Source organism: Acinetobacter sp. NIOH-H-8 (assembly GCF_046635365.1).
Classification (GTDB): Bacteria; Pseudomonadota; Gammaproteobacteria; order Pseudomonadales; family Moraxellaceae; genus Acinetobacter.
Window position 1 is genome coordinate 84,320 of the sequence record NZ_JBHDVN010000007.1, and the last position, 16,587, is coordinate 100,906.

Below are 16,587 nucleotides of genomic sequence, written 5' to 3' on the forward strand. Positions count from 1 at the left end.
CACCCTAAGGTGGCTTTTTTATTGAGCTTTATAAAAGCTTATTCTTCATCTTTCTTGTCTTCAGCAGGAGGTAAATCCTTCACTGCTTCAGCAATCAGACCAAACATATAGTTACCATATGCATTGGTTTTGTCGTAATGGAAACGTAGACGAGGTGTAATACGTGTCTTGATCCGACGGCTCAGTTCATGGCGCAAGAACCCAGATGCCTTATTCAGGACATCGAGTGTTTCTTTATTTGCCGCTTCACTTTGCTCATCACCAAGTTCACGACCCATTACTGTGACATAAACTTCTGCATATCCTAAGTCTGGGCTCACCTTCACGGCTGAGATGGTCACCAGACCCCCCAGACGTGGATCTTTCAGCTCCTGACGGATCAGTTCAGACAACTCACGTTGTACCGTATCCGCCATACGCTTAAGACGTTGACTACCCGCCATTAAAGACTCCGTTTAATCAATTGCACATCATACACTTCGATCTTGTCGAGAGGTTTGATGTCTTTATAGCCTTTCACCGCAAGACCACATTCCATACCGGCACGAACTTCTTCCACTACTTCTTTGTAGCGACGAAGAGATTCTAGCTCGCCCTGGAAGATCACCACGTCATCACGTAATACGCGAATCGGTTTATTACGGTGTAATACGCCTTCAAGGACCATACAGCCTGCTGCAGCACCAAATTTGCTTGAGTGGAACACTTCACGTACTTGAGCAACACCCAAGATCGTTTCACGGTGTTCAGGAGCAAGCTTACCGCTCATCGCTGCTTTCACGTCATCAATCAATTGATAGATTACTGAGTAGTAACGAATGTCGATACTGTCTGCATCTGCTTTTTGACGTGCAGTATTGTCGGCACGTACGTTAAAGCCCAGAAGAACCGCTTCTGAAGATTCAGCAAGTGTTACGTCAGATTCAGTAATCGCACCTACACCAGAACCAATGATACGTACTTTTACTTCATCCGTTGAAAGCTCAGCCAATGCAACATGCAGTGCTTCCAATGTACCGCGTACATCAGTTTTCAATACCACATTGACGATTGGCACATCTTTTTTGCCCATAGACGCCATGATGTTTTCAAGACGCATTGCAGATTGACGTTCAAGACGTTTTTGACGTTCACGATCCATACGCGCATCGGCAACTTCACGTGCTTTCTTCTCGTCATTCACAACAAGAACTTCGTCACCTGCCATCGGCGCTTCTGGAAGACCCAGAATTTCAACTGGAATCGAAGGACCTGCAGACTTGATACGTTTACCGTTTTCATCGGTCATGGCACGAACGCGGCCATAAGATGAACCAGCAAGAACCAGGTCACCCACTTTCAGCGTACCGTTTTGTACAAGAATAGAAGTCACTGCACCGCGGCCTTTATCAACACGCGCTTCAATCACAACACCTTGTGCCGCACCTTCTTCAGACGCCTTCAATTCAAGCAATTCAGACTGAATTAAAATCAGGTCAAGAAGTTCGTCAATACCCGCACCAGTATGTGCAGATACTTTCGCGACAGGAACGTCACCGCCCCATTCTTCAGGTACGATTTCTTTGGTGGTCAATTCGTTCAATACGCGATCTGGATCAGCAGAGTCTTTATCCATCTTGTTGATTGCAACAATGATTGGCGTACCCGCTGCACGTGCGTGATCGATTGCTTCTGCAGTTTGTGGCATCACGCCATCATCTGCTGCAACAACCAAGACTACGATATCAGTCGCTTTGGCACCACGTGAACGCATTGCAGTAAACGCTGCGTGTCCCGGAGTATCAAGGAATGTGATACTACCTTTATCAGTCGTTACATGATAAGCACCGATATGCTGGGTAATACCACCTGCTTCACCTTGCGCCACTTTGGCACGACGAATACGGTCCAGAAGCGATGTTTTACCATGGTCAACGTGACCCATAATCGTAACAACTGGCGCACGAGTAGTTTGCGCACCACGAGCTTCTTCAGCCTGTTCAAGCAGGTTATCTTCAACTGCAGTTTCAGAAACCAGTACCGGGTTATGGCCCATTTCTTCAACCACAAGTGCTGCGATTTCCTGATCGATCGCCTGGTTTTGAGTAACCAGTTCACCCATTTTCATCAGTGACTTGATCACTTCACGAACCTTAACCGCCATTTTCGCAGCAAGGTCAGCAACGACAATCGTTTCACCGATTTCAACGTCATAAACCTGTTTTTTCACTGGTTTTTCAAAACCATGCTTGTTCGCTTGGCTAGATTTCAGACCACGTTTGTGTGAGTTATCACGGAAAGACTGCTCTTCACCACGACGACCACCTTTCTTCGGTGAACGTGTATTTGAAGTATTGGTACCGCGTTTAATTTCGCGGTCTTCTTTCGCAAATGAGTCTTCATATGCCTGGCCAACCAGACCAGCAGCAAGTGGAGAATCATCAATCACACGAATGGTTGCAGTGGTATCTTCAGAAGAATACTTCGACGCCATCTTGCGCATTTGCTCAAGGGTACGTTGTTGTGCTTCTTCAGCTGCCTTACGACGTGCCGCTTCTTCAGCTGCTTTTAATTGAGCGGCTTGAGCTTCACGTGCTTTTTTCTGTTCTGCTGTTTCAACTTGTTTAACCGCTGCTTTCACAATCGGCTTGTTAGTTGATTTGCGTTTTACCACAACAGCTGCTTTAGGTGTTTCCTGTTTCTCAGTTTCTTGTTTCTGAGCTGCACGCATTGCTTCTAGGGCTTTACTTGCATTGTTTGTACCCGATTTAGGTGCATCAGCAGGTTTTCTAGCTGGTGCTGGCTTCTGTTCAGCTTCTGCTTTCGCTTGCTGTTCAGCTTGAGCCTTCGCTAAAGCTTCTGCTTTAATTTGTTCCGGGTCTGGCTTGACGAATGTATGTTTCTTGCGAACTTCTACATTAATCGTTTTCGCCTTACCTGAAGTACTTGCCACTTTAGCAGTACTGGTCGTTTTACGTTTCAACGTGATTTGTCCTGCATGGCCATCTGAACCTTGTGTCTTTTTCACATGATTCATTAAGCGATCTTGTTGTTCGGTGGTAATAATATCGTCAGCTTTACGCTGTGGTAAACCTGCCTCACGAACCTGCTCTAGGAGCTTATCAACATGGCGACCCACGCTGAGTGCTAACTCTTTAATCGACTTGTCCGTCATATACTACCTCCTAGTTAAACCATGATTCGCGCGCTTTCATAATAAGTTGACCGGCTTTCTCAGCACCGAGACCTTCGATATCTTCAATATCATCAGTCGCTTGGTCAGCTAAGTCATCTACGGTTACCACACCACGAGCTGCGAGAGCTTGCGCGATCTCTGCTGTCATGCCTTCCATTGCAACAAGTTCTTCACTTGGCGCTTGTACGTTTTCTTGCTGTTGTAATGCATCAGCAAGTGCAATTTCTTTCGCACGGCTTTGCAGTAGTTCAACCAGTTCCGCATCCAGTTCGATTTCATCAAACGTTTCTGGCGGTACGTAAGCAATTTCTTCAAGCGAGGTGAAGCCCATTTCTACCAACGCCATCGCCAAATCTTCAGCAATATCCAGACGTGTAACAAACATGTCCAGGTATTTTTGTGCTTCGCTTTGCTGACGTGCGTAGTACTCTTCTTCCAACATCATGTCCAGCTTATAGCCAGTCAATTCAGATGCCAGACGAACGTTTTGACCTTGTGAACCAATTGCACGAGCTAGCTGATCACTAGTCGCGAAAATGATATCTGCAGTACGTGCATCTTCATCGATGACAATACTAGATACATCGGCTGGTTCTAATGCGCTTGCGATATATTGCGCAGGATCATCCGACCAAACCACTACATCAATACGCTCGCCATTGAGCTCTTGCTGTACAGCCTGGATACGTGTACCACGCATACCAATACAAGCACCCACCGGGTCAATACGGTGGTCGTTGGTTTTCACTGCAATTTTAGCACGAACGCCCGGTTGACGAGCTGCGGCCTTAATTTCAATGATTTCTTCAGAAATTTCAGGAATTTCTTTTTTCATCAATGCAATCAGCATTTCCGGTTTAGCACGTGACAACAATAATTGTGCACCACGGCCTTCACGGTTAACGCTGTATAGAATCGCATTTACGCGCTGTTTCGGACGAAGGATTTCCTTCGGAATCATCTCTTCACGTGCCAGATACGCTTCTGCGTTGTCACCCAAGTCAATGATAAAACCATCTTTGGTTTGTTTTTTCACTTCACCATAGATCAGCTCACCGACTTTAGATTCATAAGCATCAGCAACTAGTGCACGTTCTGCTTCGCGGATCTTCTGTACAATCACCTGTTTCGCGATCTGGGCAGCAATACGACCGAAATCGATTGATTCTACTTCCAGTTCACGGATATCGCCAATCGACCATTGTGCGGGATCAACATCAGAGATCGCATCCTGACAAGCAGGCATTTCATGATCTTCATCAGCCACCACTTCCCATTGACGGAAAGTACGGTAATCCCCAGTTTTACGGTCAATTTCTACACGAAGACGAGCTTCTTCCGAGTGAGTCCCCTCGTAGAATTTCTTCTTAGTCGCTGCAACCAAAGCTTGTTCTAGCGCTTCAAAAATTGCTTCACGACTTACACCTTTTTCGTTACTAACCGTTTCAACCACGGTAAGAATTTCACGTGCCATAAGTCACCTATTCGTTCAGATTCTTATTAATTGGATTAATCTTGATAGACCAAGTTTGCTTTATCGATATTGTGACTGTCGATATCCAAAATCTGTTGCTTTTCTACTTCAACTTGAATCATTTCATTTTCAAGGTCGACTGCAACCAGTTTTGCCTGGAATTTACGACGATTATCGACGGCACTGATCAAACGCAGCGCAACCATTTGTCCGATATAATGAGCCATCTGCTCCAGCTGGAAGAATGGACGATCCCAACCTGGTGAAGAAACTTCAAGCGAATAGTCACCTGAGATTGGATCATGGACATCAAGCATAGCGCCGACTTGCTGTGTGACACGCACACAGTCCTGAACCCCAATACCACGACCCTGCTCTTCTTCACCATCTTCATTGACAACAGGTGCTGCATTTTCATCGACCGGTTTGTCGATATAGATCCGTAATAATGAACGTTTGCCTTGTGGCAGGAATTCAATCCCCCACAGGTTTACATCACAGGCTTCAACTGCTGGTGCAATCAAGTCCTGAAGTGCTTGAGTTTTATTTGATAGCTTCATTTACTCTCGTCATCTGGTGCGATTTTATGATCTATTTGACCACTACAAACTATAGTAGTAGTGAAACATGGAGATTTGACCAAATATTGTCGACACTACACGATAGCCAATAAAAAAGGGCGTAAATCGCCCCAATTAATACACAATTTGAACTTTTTTCAAATCCCACTGTGCAAAAAGGCCCACCATAGTTGTGAGCCTCTTTTAAGAAACTTGGTAGCGGGAGCTGGATTTGAACCAACGACCTTCGGGTTATGAGCCCGACGAGCTACCAGACTGCTCCATCCCGCATCAACGTGCAAAAATTATATACAAAAGATGCGAACTTTTCAATCACAACCACATCATTCTGCATATTTGTTATCTGTTACTGAAAAATTGGTAGCGGGAGCTGGATTTGAACCAACGACCTTCGGGTTATGAGCCCGACGAGCTACCAGACTGCTCCATCCCGCATCAGCATACAAATAACATTCAGCTTAATATTCTATCATTAAACTGCCTTTAAAGTTTGCATCTTTAAAGGATTGGTAGCGGGGGCTGGATTTGAACCAACGACCTTCGGGTTATGAGCCCGACGAGCTACCAGACTGCTCCACCCCGCAACAACATGCAAATAATCCTTCTCAACTTAAATCAGATTTAAGCTGCCTTTTAAAAGTTTGCGTCTTTAAAAAAGGATTGATTGGTAGCGGGAGCTGGATTTGAACCAACGACCTTCGGGTTATGAGCCCGACGAGCTACCAGACTGCTCCATCCCGCAACAACAGAAGTTTTTTAGCTGCATACACCAACTTATGTTCTGGATTATAAGTTGGTGCGGAAGGGGGGACTTGAACCCCCACGCCCGAAAGCACTACCACCTCAAGGTAGCGTGTCTACCAATTCCACCACCACCGCAGCTGTGACGCATTCTAGTCGCATCACTGAAAAAAAGAAAGGTTTAATTAAAATTATTCGGTCGTTTGTGGTGCAGTTGGTGAAGTTTCAACCGGTTGTGCAGGCGCAGTTGGAGCTGATTGAATTGAAGACAAACTGTACGCATCAGTGGTTTGTTTCTTGGCAAGAATCGCCAAAGTAATACTGGTTACAAAGAACAATGCGGTAAAAACTGCCGTCAAACGGGTCATGAAATTACCCGAACCCGAGGCACCAAAGATCGTTGCCGCACCGCCGCCACCGAATGATGCACCTGCATCCGCACCTTTACCATGCTGAACCAAAATCAAGACAATCATCAAAATCGCTAAGATAATATGTACTACCAGCACAAAAGTTTGCATGCTGAACTCCTAATTATTGTGTATTTGCAAATGCTTGAGCAATTTGATGGAACGACTCAGCATTGAGTGATGCACCACCCACCAATGCCCCGTTAATGTCAGGACAGGCTGCTAACTCTACTGCATTTTCCGGTTTTACACTACCACCATATAAAATCGCCATAGTCGCAGCATAACCTGTAATCTGGCTCAAGCCCTGACGGATCTGGGCATGCATGGCCTGCGCATCTTCTGGAGAAGCTGTTTTACCGGTACCAATGGCCCAGATTGGCTCATAAGCAATCACGATATTTTTCCACTGCTCGCCTGCAACCACAGTCGCGATATCACAAATCTGTTGCAGAACCACTGCTTCCGCCTGCCCTGCTTCACGCTGTTCCAGACTTTCGCCCACACAGTAAATTACGGTTAAACCGGCATTTAAAGCATTCTTGATTTTAGCATTTAGAATCTGTGAACTTTCAGCAAAAATTTCACGACGTTCAGAGTGTCCAATCAATACATAGCGAATCTGGCTATCAGCCAATAATTCAGCACTTACTTCCCCGGTATAAGCGCCTGTACCTGAAATACGTGATACATCTTGTGCTACGGTATATACAGGGCGATTTGCAGAAGCAAATGCAGTTTGAATTTGAGTTAAGGCAAGGGTTGTCGGTGCCACACCCAAATGACATTTCTCTGTTGAAACTGGTGCAGACTCAAGCAAGTCTTTGAAATTTTGAACCAAAGCCTGGGCATCTGCCTGCATTGGATTCATTTTCCAGTTGCCCACCACCCAAGGGGTAATCGTCGAAACCGACATAAATAACCTATTTCACTGACATATCTTGAATTGCGCACATTCTACACGGAATTGTAAAATTTAAAGAATAGTTTTATTCCTCCTATTTCTCAGTTTAGACTATTCAAATTGGTTATTTTTTGTTATCACTGAAAAAATGCCCGGTTCTTCCGACCAGTTCAAGCTTTTACTGAATATCAGGAAGATTGCAGCATTTTCAGCTATGGTATTTTTGTATAACAAACGTATAATTTTAGAATAGCAAATTAAAAAAATTGAATTGATAGGCATATTGAAGCATGACAGCATTGCAGGGGTCACCAAGATTTACAGGGTTTATTCGTCGCCTGGTCGATGAAGGGGTATTATCGGCTGAAGATATGCGTACTGCTTTAGCCAATGCCAAACAAGAAAAAACAGATATTGTGGCCTATTTGGTCAGTCATCATAATCTTTCCCCTACCACCATTGCCGAAACGATCTCAGTAGAATTTGGTGAACCTCTATTTGATATTGGCGCTTATGATCCGGGACAAATCCTGCGTGAAGATATCGATGAAAAGCTGATCACCAAGCATCGAATTTTGCCAATTTATAAAAACGCCAATGTTCTTTATGTCGCCACGAGCAATCCGACTAATATTGAAGCCACGGATGCCATCCGCTTTGCGACTAAACTGAATATTGAAACCGTTATTGTTGAACACAATAAACTCGAGAAACTGATCGAGCAAAACTTTACTGAAGAAAGTACTTTTGATTTTGATGATGATTTCGATCTGGATGTTGATGTCGACACAGCCGATCCAACGAAAGAAGAAGATGAAAAAGACAAGGGTGAAGAAGCCCCGATTGTTAAATATATTAATAAATTACTGATTGATGCCATTCGTATGGGGGCATCAGATTTACATTTTGAACCTTATGAAAAAATGTATCGGGTACGCTATCGTGTCGATGGCGTTTTACGTCAGATTGCAACACCGCCGCTACAACTAGCAAACCGTTTGGCGTCACGTTTAAAAGTTATGTCGCAGATGGACATTTCTGAGAAACGCGTGCCTCAAGACGGCCGTATTAAATTAAAGCTCTCAAAAAACAAAGCCATCGACTTCCGTGTTAACTCGCTCCCTACCCTGTTTGGCGAAAAACTGGTTCTACGTATTTTAGATCCGTCTAGTGCCATGCTGGGAATTGATGCTTTAGGTTATGAACCTGAGCAGAAAGAATTATTTATGGAAGCCTTAGATAAACCGCAAGGGATGTTACTGATTACCGGTCCTACTGGTTCCGGTAAAACAGTATCCCTTTATACGGGCTTAAACATCTTAAATCGTGAAGATACCAATATTTCTACTGCGGAAGACCCAGTCGAGATTAACCTGCAAGGGATTAATCAGGTGAACGTCAATAATAAAGTTGGCCTGACGTTTGCAGCTGCTTTAAAATCCTTTCTGCGTCAGGATCCTGATATTGTCATGGTCGGTGAGATCCGTGATCTGGAAACAGCTGAAATTGCAATCAAAGCAGCGCAAACAGGTCATATGGTGATGTCAACTCTGCACACCAACAGTGCTCCGGAAACTTTGACCCGTTTACGTAATATGGGCGTACCTTCTTTCAATATCGCGACTTCAGTCAATCTGGTGATTGCGCAGCGTCTGGCCCGTCGCTTGTGTTCACAATGTAAAAAACCGGCTGACATTCCAAAGCAAAGCTTACTGGAGATGGGCTTTACCGAAGCAGATTTACAAAGCCCTGAATTTCAGATTTATGAGCCAGTCGGCTGTAATGAATGTCGTGAAGGTTATAAGGGCCGGGTCGGTATTTATGAAGTTATGAAAGTCACACCTGAAATTTCAAGAATTATTATGGAAGATGGCAATGCCATTGAAATTGCTGAAGCTTCCGCACGTGCAGGATTTAACAATTTACGCCGATCAGGGTTAGTGAAGGTTATGCAGGGGGTGACTTCTTTACAGGAAGTCAATCGTGTAACCAGCGAATGATCGTGCTGAATATAAAATAAGGATAAAGCTATGGCAGCAGTAAAAAAAGGCCAGATGACACCGATCTTCAGTTATGAAGGAGTTGATCGCAAAGGCGCCAAGATCAAGGGGGAATTGCCGGCACGAAATATGGCCTTGGCAAAAGTGAACTTGCGCAAACAAGGCATTACGATCAAAACCATCCGGGAAAAGAAAAAAAATATTCTCGAAGGTTTGATGAAGAAAAAAGTTTCCACTCTGGATATCACCATCTTCACCCGTCAGCTCGCCACCATGATGAAAGCAGGGGTGCCTTTAGTACAAGGCTTTGAAATTGTTGCAGAAGGTTTAGAAAATCCATCTATGCGCGAGGTTGTACTGGGAATCAAAGGTGAAGTTGAAGGGGGGAATACTTTTGCCGGAGCATTACGAAAATACCCACAATATTTTGACAACCTATTCTGTTCTTTGGTCGAATCTGGCGAGCAATCTGGTGCTCTGGAAACCATGCTGGATCGTGTCGCGATTTATAAAGAAAAAAGTGAGCTTTTAAAGCAAAAAATTAAAAAAGCCATGAAATATCCAGCTACAGTAATTGTAGTAGCTGTGATCGTAACAATTATTCTGATGGTGAAAGTAGTCCCTGTATTCCAGGACTTATTCTCTTCATTTGGTGCTGACTTACCTGCATTTACCCAAATGGTCGTAAATATGTCTAACTGGATGCAGGCATACTGGTTTCTGTTAATTCTCGGGATTGGTGTTGTGATTACGGCCTTTCTTGAAGCAAAAAAACGTAGTAAAAAATTCCGTGATTTGCTTGATAAAGCCGCACTCAAAGCCCCCATCTTTGGTGACCTGGTCTATAAAGCGATTATTGCTCGTTATAGCCGCACTCTCGCCACCACTTTTGCTGCCGGTGTGCCATTAATTGATGCGCTTGAATCGACTGCTGGTGCGACCAATAACGTAGTCTATGAAGAGGCAGTATTAAGAATCAAGGAAGACGTAGCAACCGGTCAACAGCTTCAATTTGCCATGCGTGTCACCGATAAATTCCCTTCTATGGCCGTACAGATGGTCGCGATTGGTGAAGAATCTGGTGCATTGGATGCCATGCTGGATAAAGTTGCAACCCATTATGAAAACGAAGTCGACAATGCGGTCGACGGTTTAACCTCGATGATGGAACCCTTGATTATGGCAATTCTTGGTGTCCTTGTTGGTGGCCTTGTTATCGCAATGTACCTTCCAATTTTCCAAATGGGTTCCGTGGTTTAATGCAAGATTTTATTTTATATTTCAGTCAAAACCCAACTGCGCTTTATCTCGCAGTTGGGCTTTTTAGTCTTTGTATTGGTAGCTTTTTAAACGTTGTCATTTACCGTACCCCTAAAATGATGGAACAGGAATGGCGTACAGATTGCCAGCTGTTTTTGCATCCAGACCAGCCCATCATTGATGAGAACAAAATTACTTTAAGCAAACCAGTTTCCACCTGCCCGAAATGTCAGACTCCTATTCGCTGGTATCAGAACATTCCGGTGATTAGCTGGATCTTATTACGTGGTAAATGTGGTAACTGTCAGAATCCAATCAGTATCCGCTATCCATTTATTGAACTTCTCACAGCTGCTTGTGCGCTGATAGTGGTGGCAGTATTTGGGCCTACCATACAGATGCTGTTTGGTCTGGTTTTTACCTATGTCCTGATTGCCCTCACCTTTATTGATTTCGATACCCAGTTATTACCCGATCGCTATACCCTGCCGCTGGCTGCACTCGGCCTGGGCATTAATAGTTATGCGATTTATACTACCCCTGATTCTGCCATCTGGGGCTATATCATTGGCTTCTTATGCTTGTGGGTGGTGTACTATCTGTTTAAGCTGGTGACCGGCAAGGAAGGTATGGGCTATGGAGATTTCAAATTACTAGCTGCCTTAGGTGCCTGGATGGGGCCTATGCTCCTACCACTCATTGTATTATTGTCATCATTGGTGGGCGCGATTATTGGGATTATCCTGCTTAAAGTCCGTAAAGAAAATCAGCCCTTTGCCTTTGGCCCTTATATTGCCATTGCCGGCTGGATTGCCTTTTTATGGGGTGAGCAGATCATGAAAATCTATTTAGGTCAGTAAAGTGAAATTTGTACTCGGTTTAACTGGTGGAATTGGTAGTGGCAAGTCTGCTGCCAGCCAATGGTTTGAAGCTCAAGGGATTGCTGTCGTAGATGCGGATATTGTCGCCCGTGAAGTCGTTGATATCGGTCAACCAACCCTACAGCAGATTCAGCAAGCTTTCGGCGATTGGGTTTTGCTTGAGGATGGTTCATTGAATCGCCGTGCTTTACGTGAACATATTTTCCAGTCTCCTGAAGCACGCAAAACGCTGGAAAATATCACTCACCCTGCTATTCGCACTTCAATTATTCAACAGTTGCATGCAGCACAAAGTCCTTATGCGATTTTAGTTTCTCCTTTATTGTTTGAAACAAATCAGCATGAACTGACACAACATACGTTATTAATTGATGCTGCTATTGAACTGCAAATTCAACGGGCTTCACAGCGTGATGGACAAAATATGGAGCAAATTCAGAAGATCATTGCCGCACAAATGCCACGTGAACAAAAGTGTGCTATGGCTAATGATATTGTACTGAATGATGGTGAGCTGGAACATCTTTATGCCCATCTCACGCCATTACATGAAAAATATCTTCAAATGGCTGCTCAAAATAATTAATCCAAACCTATTTAAAACTAAAATAAAAAGCAGCCTTGTTAGGACTGCTTTTTTTGTTGTTCCAGTTTTTGACTCAAGCCATCTTGATGCATCAACCAACGCCAAGGCTGTATGGCACCAATTGCCATACCTACTAAACCAGAGACAATCGCGAGACTTAGAGGTTCATCTAGAAGCGGCACAGCGAGTATGGCAGCAATAAATGGTGCGAGAGTCACGATACTACCCGCTTTAAATGCACCTAAACGCTTAATCGCTTCCACATAAGTTAGTGTCGCTACAATCACCACAAAAACACCGTGAAAGAGTACCTGGGAAGCCATTTGCCAAGGTTCAGCTGCATCCAGATGTTTGGGGAAGAATAGCAGATAAAGGGGCACATAAACGATGGCTGACCAGATCGCTACACTGGCCATAGAATGCCAGGCAGAGAGTTTCCATTGACGTAGCAGTACAGTAAACACCCCCCACCACATCGCACTGATGAAAAACAGCAGATCGCCTAGTCCCAAGGCCACACCAGACTCCCGGAACATCAACCAGCTCATACTGCCAATCGCAAGCAGCATAATCGTCATACTGATCCAGGTATGTCGGTCAAACCCCTGTTTAAATAATACAAAAGCAGCCACTGCGGTACAAAGTGGAATACAGCCATTTAGAAATACGGCAGCATGAGCTGCAGGTGCATAATGGAAAGCAGTATAAGCAGTCAGACAATATCCCACCCCGCCAATCATGGCTAAGAGAAAGGATTCCTTACTCCACAAAAAGGCTGTGTCCTTTTTATAAATCAGGACTGGCATCAGAATCAGAAAAGCCAATAGAAAACGTAATCCAACCAGATCCCAGGCACTAATCCCCCACTGGGCACTTAAGCGCGTGCTTAAGGTAAAACCTCCCCAAATACACATGGTAATTAAGACAAAGGCATAACCTTGCGTTCGGGGAGACATAGACTTCTTCTTTAACAGTATTTAGGTAAATAATAAAAAGGACTTAGGCTTGACGCTGACGACAGGCTTCATAAAGAGCCATCCCTGTTGCCACACTCACATTCAGACTTTGCAGATTGCCTGCCATCGGAATATAAACCGTCTGATCACATTGGCTTTGGGTAATTGGTCGTAAACCGGTATCTTCCGCACCCATCACCACGCATACACCTGTACCAGTAAAATCAAATTTCTGGATAGGTAAAGCTTTCTCATCCAGCATGGTACCAACCACACGTACATTAAATTCATCTTTGATTTGCCCCAAAGTACGCGCCAGATTGGTCACCTGAATAAACTTCACTTTTTCTGCACCACCCGCTGCTACTTTACGTGCAGTCGGTGTCAGGCTTGCTGAACGGTCACGCGGCACAATCACAGCCGCTACACCCATCGCTGCGGCAGTACGAATACAAGCACCCAGGTTATGCGGATCAGTTACCTGATCGAGCGCTAATAGAAGTACTTGAGAATCTTGCTTCAATAGATCTTCCAGATCCTTTTCATTTAAGGTTGGATGCGGACGAACTGCCGCCACAACGCCTTGGTGAAAAGGCAAACCAGCCAGTTTTTCTAACTTGTCACGACTAGCCTGCTGGACACTAATGCCGAAAGGTTCAGCCAACTCCAGCACACGTTTCAGGCGCTGATCATCACGGCCTTTCAGGGTAAAAAGAGTCAAGACACGTTCAGGCTCAAGCTCCAGCAGTGATTCTACTGAATGGACGCCATAATAATACTCAGGTTTAGCCATGAACGACCTCGAAAATAAATTAGGAAATAGGCAGCAAAAGAAAAATCCTGCAAAGCCAACTTCACAGGATTCTGTATCAAGCTTAGTTTAACCGATTCAGAACAAAATTTCTTGATCGGTTACAGCTCATCTGTAGGTCTGTTTAGCCTTCAAAATGGCAAACATAGTCCAGCACGTCATCAGTTTCGATTTTGAAACGGCTATTGCCTGGCACATAGAACGACTGACCCGCACGGAACAGTTCTTTCTCTTCACTGTCAGCGATTTGTACACGGCATTCACCTGAGATGATTTCCATACGCTCAGGCACATGTGTTTCAAAAGTTAATGCATTTTCTGAAGGTAAAATTACCCCTAAGGTTTTTTTAGTGCCATCTTCAAATTGCACCACATGGCTGATGCATAACCCGCCAAAATACACATTCGATTTTTTAAGTACTGATACATGATCAAACTGAGCTGACATGCCATTTCTCCAGATAAAGCATTTTGTAATATTTTGATTGCTGTAGTTTAAATGTGCACCCGCAACTAATCAATCGAAGTTTATCGGACTTGAATGAAATTATTGGGTGCCCCTGCTTGCCTTGATTCCAGCCTGTTTGAGTGATTTCGACAGATCCTGGAAAATGCCGTGATTTTTCCCGTCATTTATAAGCAAAATATATTCCGACCTGATTTAATTTAAATTTCAAGCATGTCAGAAAAATGAAAATATCTTTTGTAACTTCAGTGGCCTAATCTTAGTTCCTGTGACATAACATTCAAATAAGCGTGTATTAATCCATGAAATTTAAGATAGAATGAAATCGATTTATCCTGATTTATAATAACAGCCGCGTTGCTAGACTGAAGCAACTGACATGCTATTTCATTCAAACTTTTCGCAGCCCGGATGCGTTTATGCTGACACATTTAACTCTGATCAATTTTGCTTTGGCCGAGCATCTTGCTATTGATATTGATAAAGGTTTTAACGTTCTTACTGGTGAAACCGGTGCAGGTAAATCCCTGTTACTGGATGCCCTGTCTGCCTGTCTAGGTGAGCGAACCGATACCAATTATGTGCGTTATGGCACCGAAAAAGCCGATGTAACAGCAACCTTTAGCTATCAGGAAGACAGCCCTGAAGCGAGCTGGTTAAAAGAGCATGAACTCGATGATGAGTCAGGGGAAATTCATTTACGCCGGGTGATCTTTGCCACTGGCCGTAGCAAGGCCTGGATCAATGGCCGCCCAAGCAGCCTATCCGAACTGAAAGAAATTGGCCGACTCTTGGTCCAGCTTTATAGCCAGCATAGTCAGCAGCAACTTCTAGAACCGCCTTATCCCAAACACTGGCTAGATCGTTATAGCAATTTTTATGCACCAGCTCAGGAAGTACGTGATGCTTATAGCACCTGGCATAAAAATATTCGCCAGCATCAGGCCGCGCTGGATGCACAAGCAACCCGTAAGCAACGTATAGAAACTCTGGAGCTGCAACTCGAAGAACTAGAAGAAGTCGTTCAGACGGATTATCAGGAAATTGAGCAGGAATTTGACCGCCTTTCCCATCATGAAGCCATCATGCAGGATTGTGTCTATAGCCTGAATGGCCTGGACGAAGGTGAACAGAATATTTCTCAGGAACTGGCTTCAATCTTACGCCGTATGGAATCGCATGCCGGTCGTAGCGAACAGCTTTCCCAGATTTACACTTCATTGCTCAATGCCCAAAGTGAACTCGAAGATGCGACGGCGACCTTACGCCAGTTTATGGATCGGCAAAGCTTTGATCCGGAACGTATGGAAGAACTGAATTCCAAACTGGAAGTGTTTCACCGTTTAGCACGCAAATACCGCACCCAGCCAGAATTGCTGAAAGAAGAATATGAGGCCTGGCAGACTGAACTTGAACAATTGCATCAGCTAGAAGACCCAGAAACTCTGGCTGAACAGGTCGAGGTCTCTTATCAGGAGTTTCTAAGCAAAGCTCAACATCTGGACCAGATTCGCCGTGATGCAGCCGAACCGCTGGCGAAAAAACTGACCGAACAGGTGAAACAGCTTGCCCTACCTGAAGCGCATTTTGAATTTAAATTTGAGCCTTTGGAACATCCATCAAGTGAAGGTTTGAGTTTTATTCAGCTTCTGTTTACTGCCAACAAGGGCATACCAGCACAACCTCTGGCACGCGTGGCTTCAGGCGGTGAATTATCCCGTATCGCCTTGGTGATGCAGGTGATGAATGCAGAAAAAACCGAAGCTGAAGTATTGGTCTTTGATGAAATCGACGTCGGGATCAGTGGCGGTACTGCGGAAATCGTGGGTCGCTTATTGGCTGATCTGGCACAGCATGTACAAATTCTATGTATCACCCATCAGGCGCAGGTGGCTGCACAGTCCGACCAGCATTTACTGGTGAAAAAACGCCAGACTGATCCAGCCAGCAGTACCATTATTAATCTGGAAGAAAGTGAAATTGTACAGGAACTTGCACGTATGACGGGTGGCGTGGAAATTAATGAAACCACCTTGCAGCATGCACGTCAGTTAAGACAGTTAAAGTTTCAGCAAGCATGAATTATGCTTAATAAAAAATCCCTGACTAGTGCAGGGATTTTTTATGAACAGCTTTTAGTTTAAAACAACTTATAAAAAATTAATAAAAAATAAAGCACTCCGCTTTAAATATAAAATTTAATATTTTCTTCTATTTAGGGTGTGTTGACACTTTTAGCTTAAAAAAATAGCGAAGTAGTAAAATCAAATCGCCAAACCCAATTTTACTATTCGCTATGCCTCGTACCATGCTGACAGATCAACACTGGCAAAAGTTGAAAG

The 16,587-nt window shown here is 44.2% G+C and carries 14 protein-coding genes and 5 tRNA genes; 5 read left to right on the forward strand and 14 right to left on the reverse strand.

Annotation, left to right across the window (positions count from 1 at the left end; genetic code table 11):
- Positions 1-38: 38 nt before the first annotated feature.
- The 11 genes from ACEWB7_RS05135 to tpiA form a co-directional block, all read right to left on the reverse strand.
- Positions 39-443, reverse strand: coding sequence for a ribosome-binding factor A (locus tag ACEWB7_RS05135; protein WP_004810065.1), 405 nt, complete (start codon positions 441-443; stop codon positions 39-41).
- Positions 443-3,154 (reverse strand): translation initiation factor IF-2, encoded by a 2,712-nt coding sequence (gene infB, locus ACEWB7_RS05140; protein ID WP_262737959.1) that lies wholly within the window; start codon positions 3,152-3,154, stop codon positions 443-445. Before infB ends, ACEWB7_RS05135 begins: the two co-directional genes overlap by 1 nt.
- A 10-nt stretch (positions 3,155-3,164) precedes the next feature.
- Positions 3,165-4,649, reverse strand: coding sequence for a transcription termination factor NusA (gene nusA, locus ACEWB7_RS05145; RefSeq protein WP_004787201.1), 1,485 nt, complete (start codon positions 4,647-4,649; stop codon positions 3,165-3,167).
- Between the two features lie 35 nt (positions 4,650-4,684).
- A complete protein-coding gene (rimP, locus tag ACEWB7_RS05150) occupies positions 4,685-5,209 on the reverse strand; it encodes a ribosome maturation factor RimP (RefSeq protein ID WP_125278902.1) in 525 nt (174 codons plus the stop codon).
- Positions 5,210-5,423: 214 nt separating this feature from the next.
- A tRNA-Met gene (locus ACEWB7_RS05155) sits at positions 5,424-5,500 on the reverse strand.
- A gap of 88 nt (positions 5,501-5,588) precedes the next feature.
- A tRNA-Met gene (locus ACEWB7_RS05160) sits at positions 5,589-5,665 on the reverse strand.
- 72 nt (positions 5,666-5,737) lie between these two features.
- Positions 5,738-5,814: transfer RNA gene (locus tag ACEWB7_RS05165), tRNA-Met, on the reverse strand.
- Between the two features lie 81 nt (positions 5,815-5,895).
- Positions 5,896-5,972 (reverse strand) — tRNA-Met (locus ACEWB7_RS05170).
- Between the two features lie 52 nt (positions 5,973-6,024).
- Positions 6,025-6,109, reverse strand: a tRNA-Leu gene (locus ACEWB7_RS05175).
- A 53-nt stretch (positions 6,110-6,162) separates the two neighbouring features.
- A complete protein-coding gene (gene secG / locus ACEWB7_RS05180) occupies positions 6,163-6,492 on the reverse strand; it encodes a preprotein translocase subunit SecG (protein ID WP_004787204.1) in 330 nt (109 codons plus the stop codon).
- 13 nt (positions 6,493-6,505) lie between these two features.
- On the reverse strand, positions 6,506-7,297 hold the full coding sequence (tpiA, locus tag ACEWB7_RS05185) for a triose-phosphate isomerase (protein ID WP_166136391.1): 792 nt from the start codon (positions 7,295-7,297) through the stop codon (positions 6,506-6,508).
- A gap of 278 nt (positions 7,298-7,575) precedes the next feature.
- On the opposite strand from tpiA, the gene pilB reads away from it, so the two are divergent.
- From pilB to coaE, 4 genes are read left to right on the forward strand one after another with little or no spacing between them, the layout of a single operon-like run.
- Complete coding sequence (gene pilB, locus ACEWB7_RS05190; protein ID WP_302700322.1) at positions 7,576-9,285, forward strand: type IV-A pilus assembly ATPase PilB; 1,710 nt, start codon at positions 7,576-7,578, stop codon at positions 9,283-9,285.
- Between the two features lie 30 nt (positions 9,286-9,315).
- Complete coding sequence (locus ACEWB7_RS05195) at positions 9,316-10,545, forward strand: type II secretion system F family protein (protein ID WP_411580479.1); 1,230 nt, start codon at positions 9,316-9,318, stop codon at positions 10,543-10,545.
- Positions 10,545-11,405: a prepilin peptidase gene (locus ACEWB7_RS05200; protein WP_262738460.1), complete on the forward strand. Its 861-nt coding sequence runs from the start codon at positions 10,545-10,547 to the stop codon at positions 11,403-11,405. The genes ACEWB7_RS05195 and ACEWB7_RS05200 overlap by 1 nt, the downstream gene beginning before the upstream one ends.
- Before the next feature lies 1 nt (position 11,406).
- Complete coding sequence (gene coaE / locus ACEWB7_RS05205; RefSeq protein WP_262738462.1) at positions 11,407-12,012, forward strand: dephospho-CoA kinase; 606 nt, start codon at positions 11,407-11,409, stop codon at positions 12,010-12,012.
- 38 nt (positions 12,013-12,050) lie between these two features.
- On the opposite strand, the gene ACEWB7_RS05210 is transcribed toward coaE, so the two are convergent.
- The 3 genes from ACEWB7_RS05210 to ACEWB7_RS05220 form a co-directional block, all read right to left on the reverse strand.
- Positions 12,051-12,968, reverse strand: a complete 918-nt coding sequence (locus ACEWB7_RS05210; protein ID WP_312317085.1) for a DMT family transporter — start codon at positions 12,966-12,968, stop codon at positions 12,051-12,053.
- A 43-nt stretch (positions 12,969-13,011) separates the two neighbouring features.
- Complete coding sequence (gene rlmB, locus ACEWB7_RS05215) at positions 13,012-13,761, reverse strand: 23S rRNA (guanosine(2251)-2'-O)-methyltransferase RlmB (RefSeq protein ID WP_005233526.1); 750 nt, start codon at positions 13,759-13,761, stop codon at positions 13,012-13,014.
- Positions 13,762-13,903: 142 nt separating this feature from the next.
- Positions 13,904-14,227, reverse strand: a complete 324-nt coding sequence (locus tag ACEWB7_RS05220; RefSeq protein ID WP_004787221.1) for a pyrimidine/purine nucleoside phosphorylase — start codon at positions 14,225-14,227, stop codon at positions 13,904-13,906.
- A 437-nt stretch (positions 14,228-14,664) separates the two neighbouring features.
- Between ACEWB7_RS05220 and recN the strand changes: the two genes are divergently transcribed.
- Positions 14,665-16,326, forward strand: a complete 1,662-nt coding sequence (recN, locus tag ACEWB7_RS05225) for a DNA repair protein RecN (RefSeq protein ID WP_180013368.1) — start codon at positions 14,665-14,667, stop codon at positions 16,324-16,326.
- Positions 16,327-16,587: the final 261 nt, after the last annotated feature.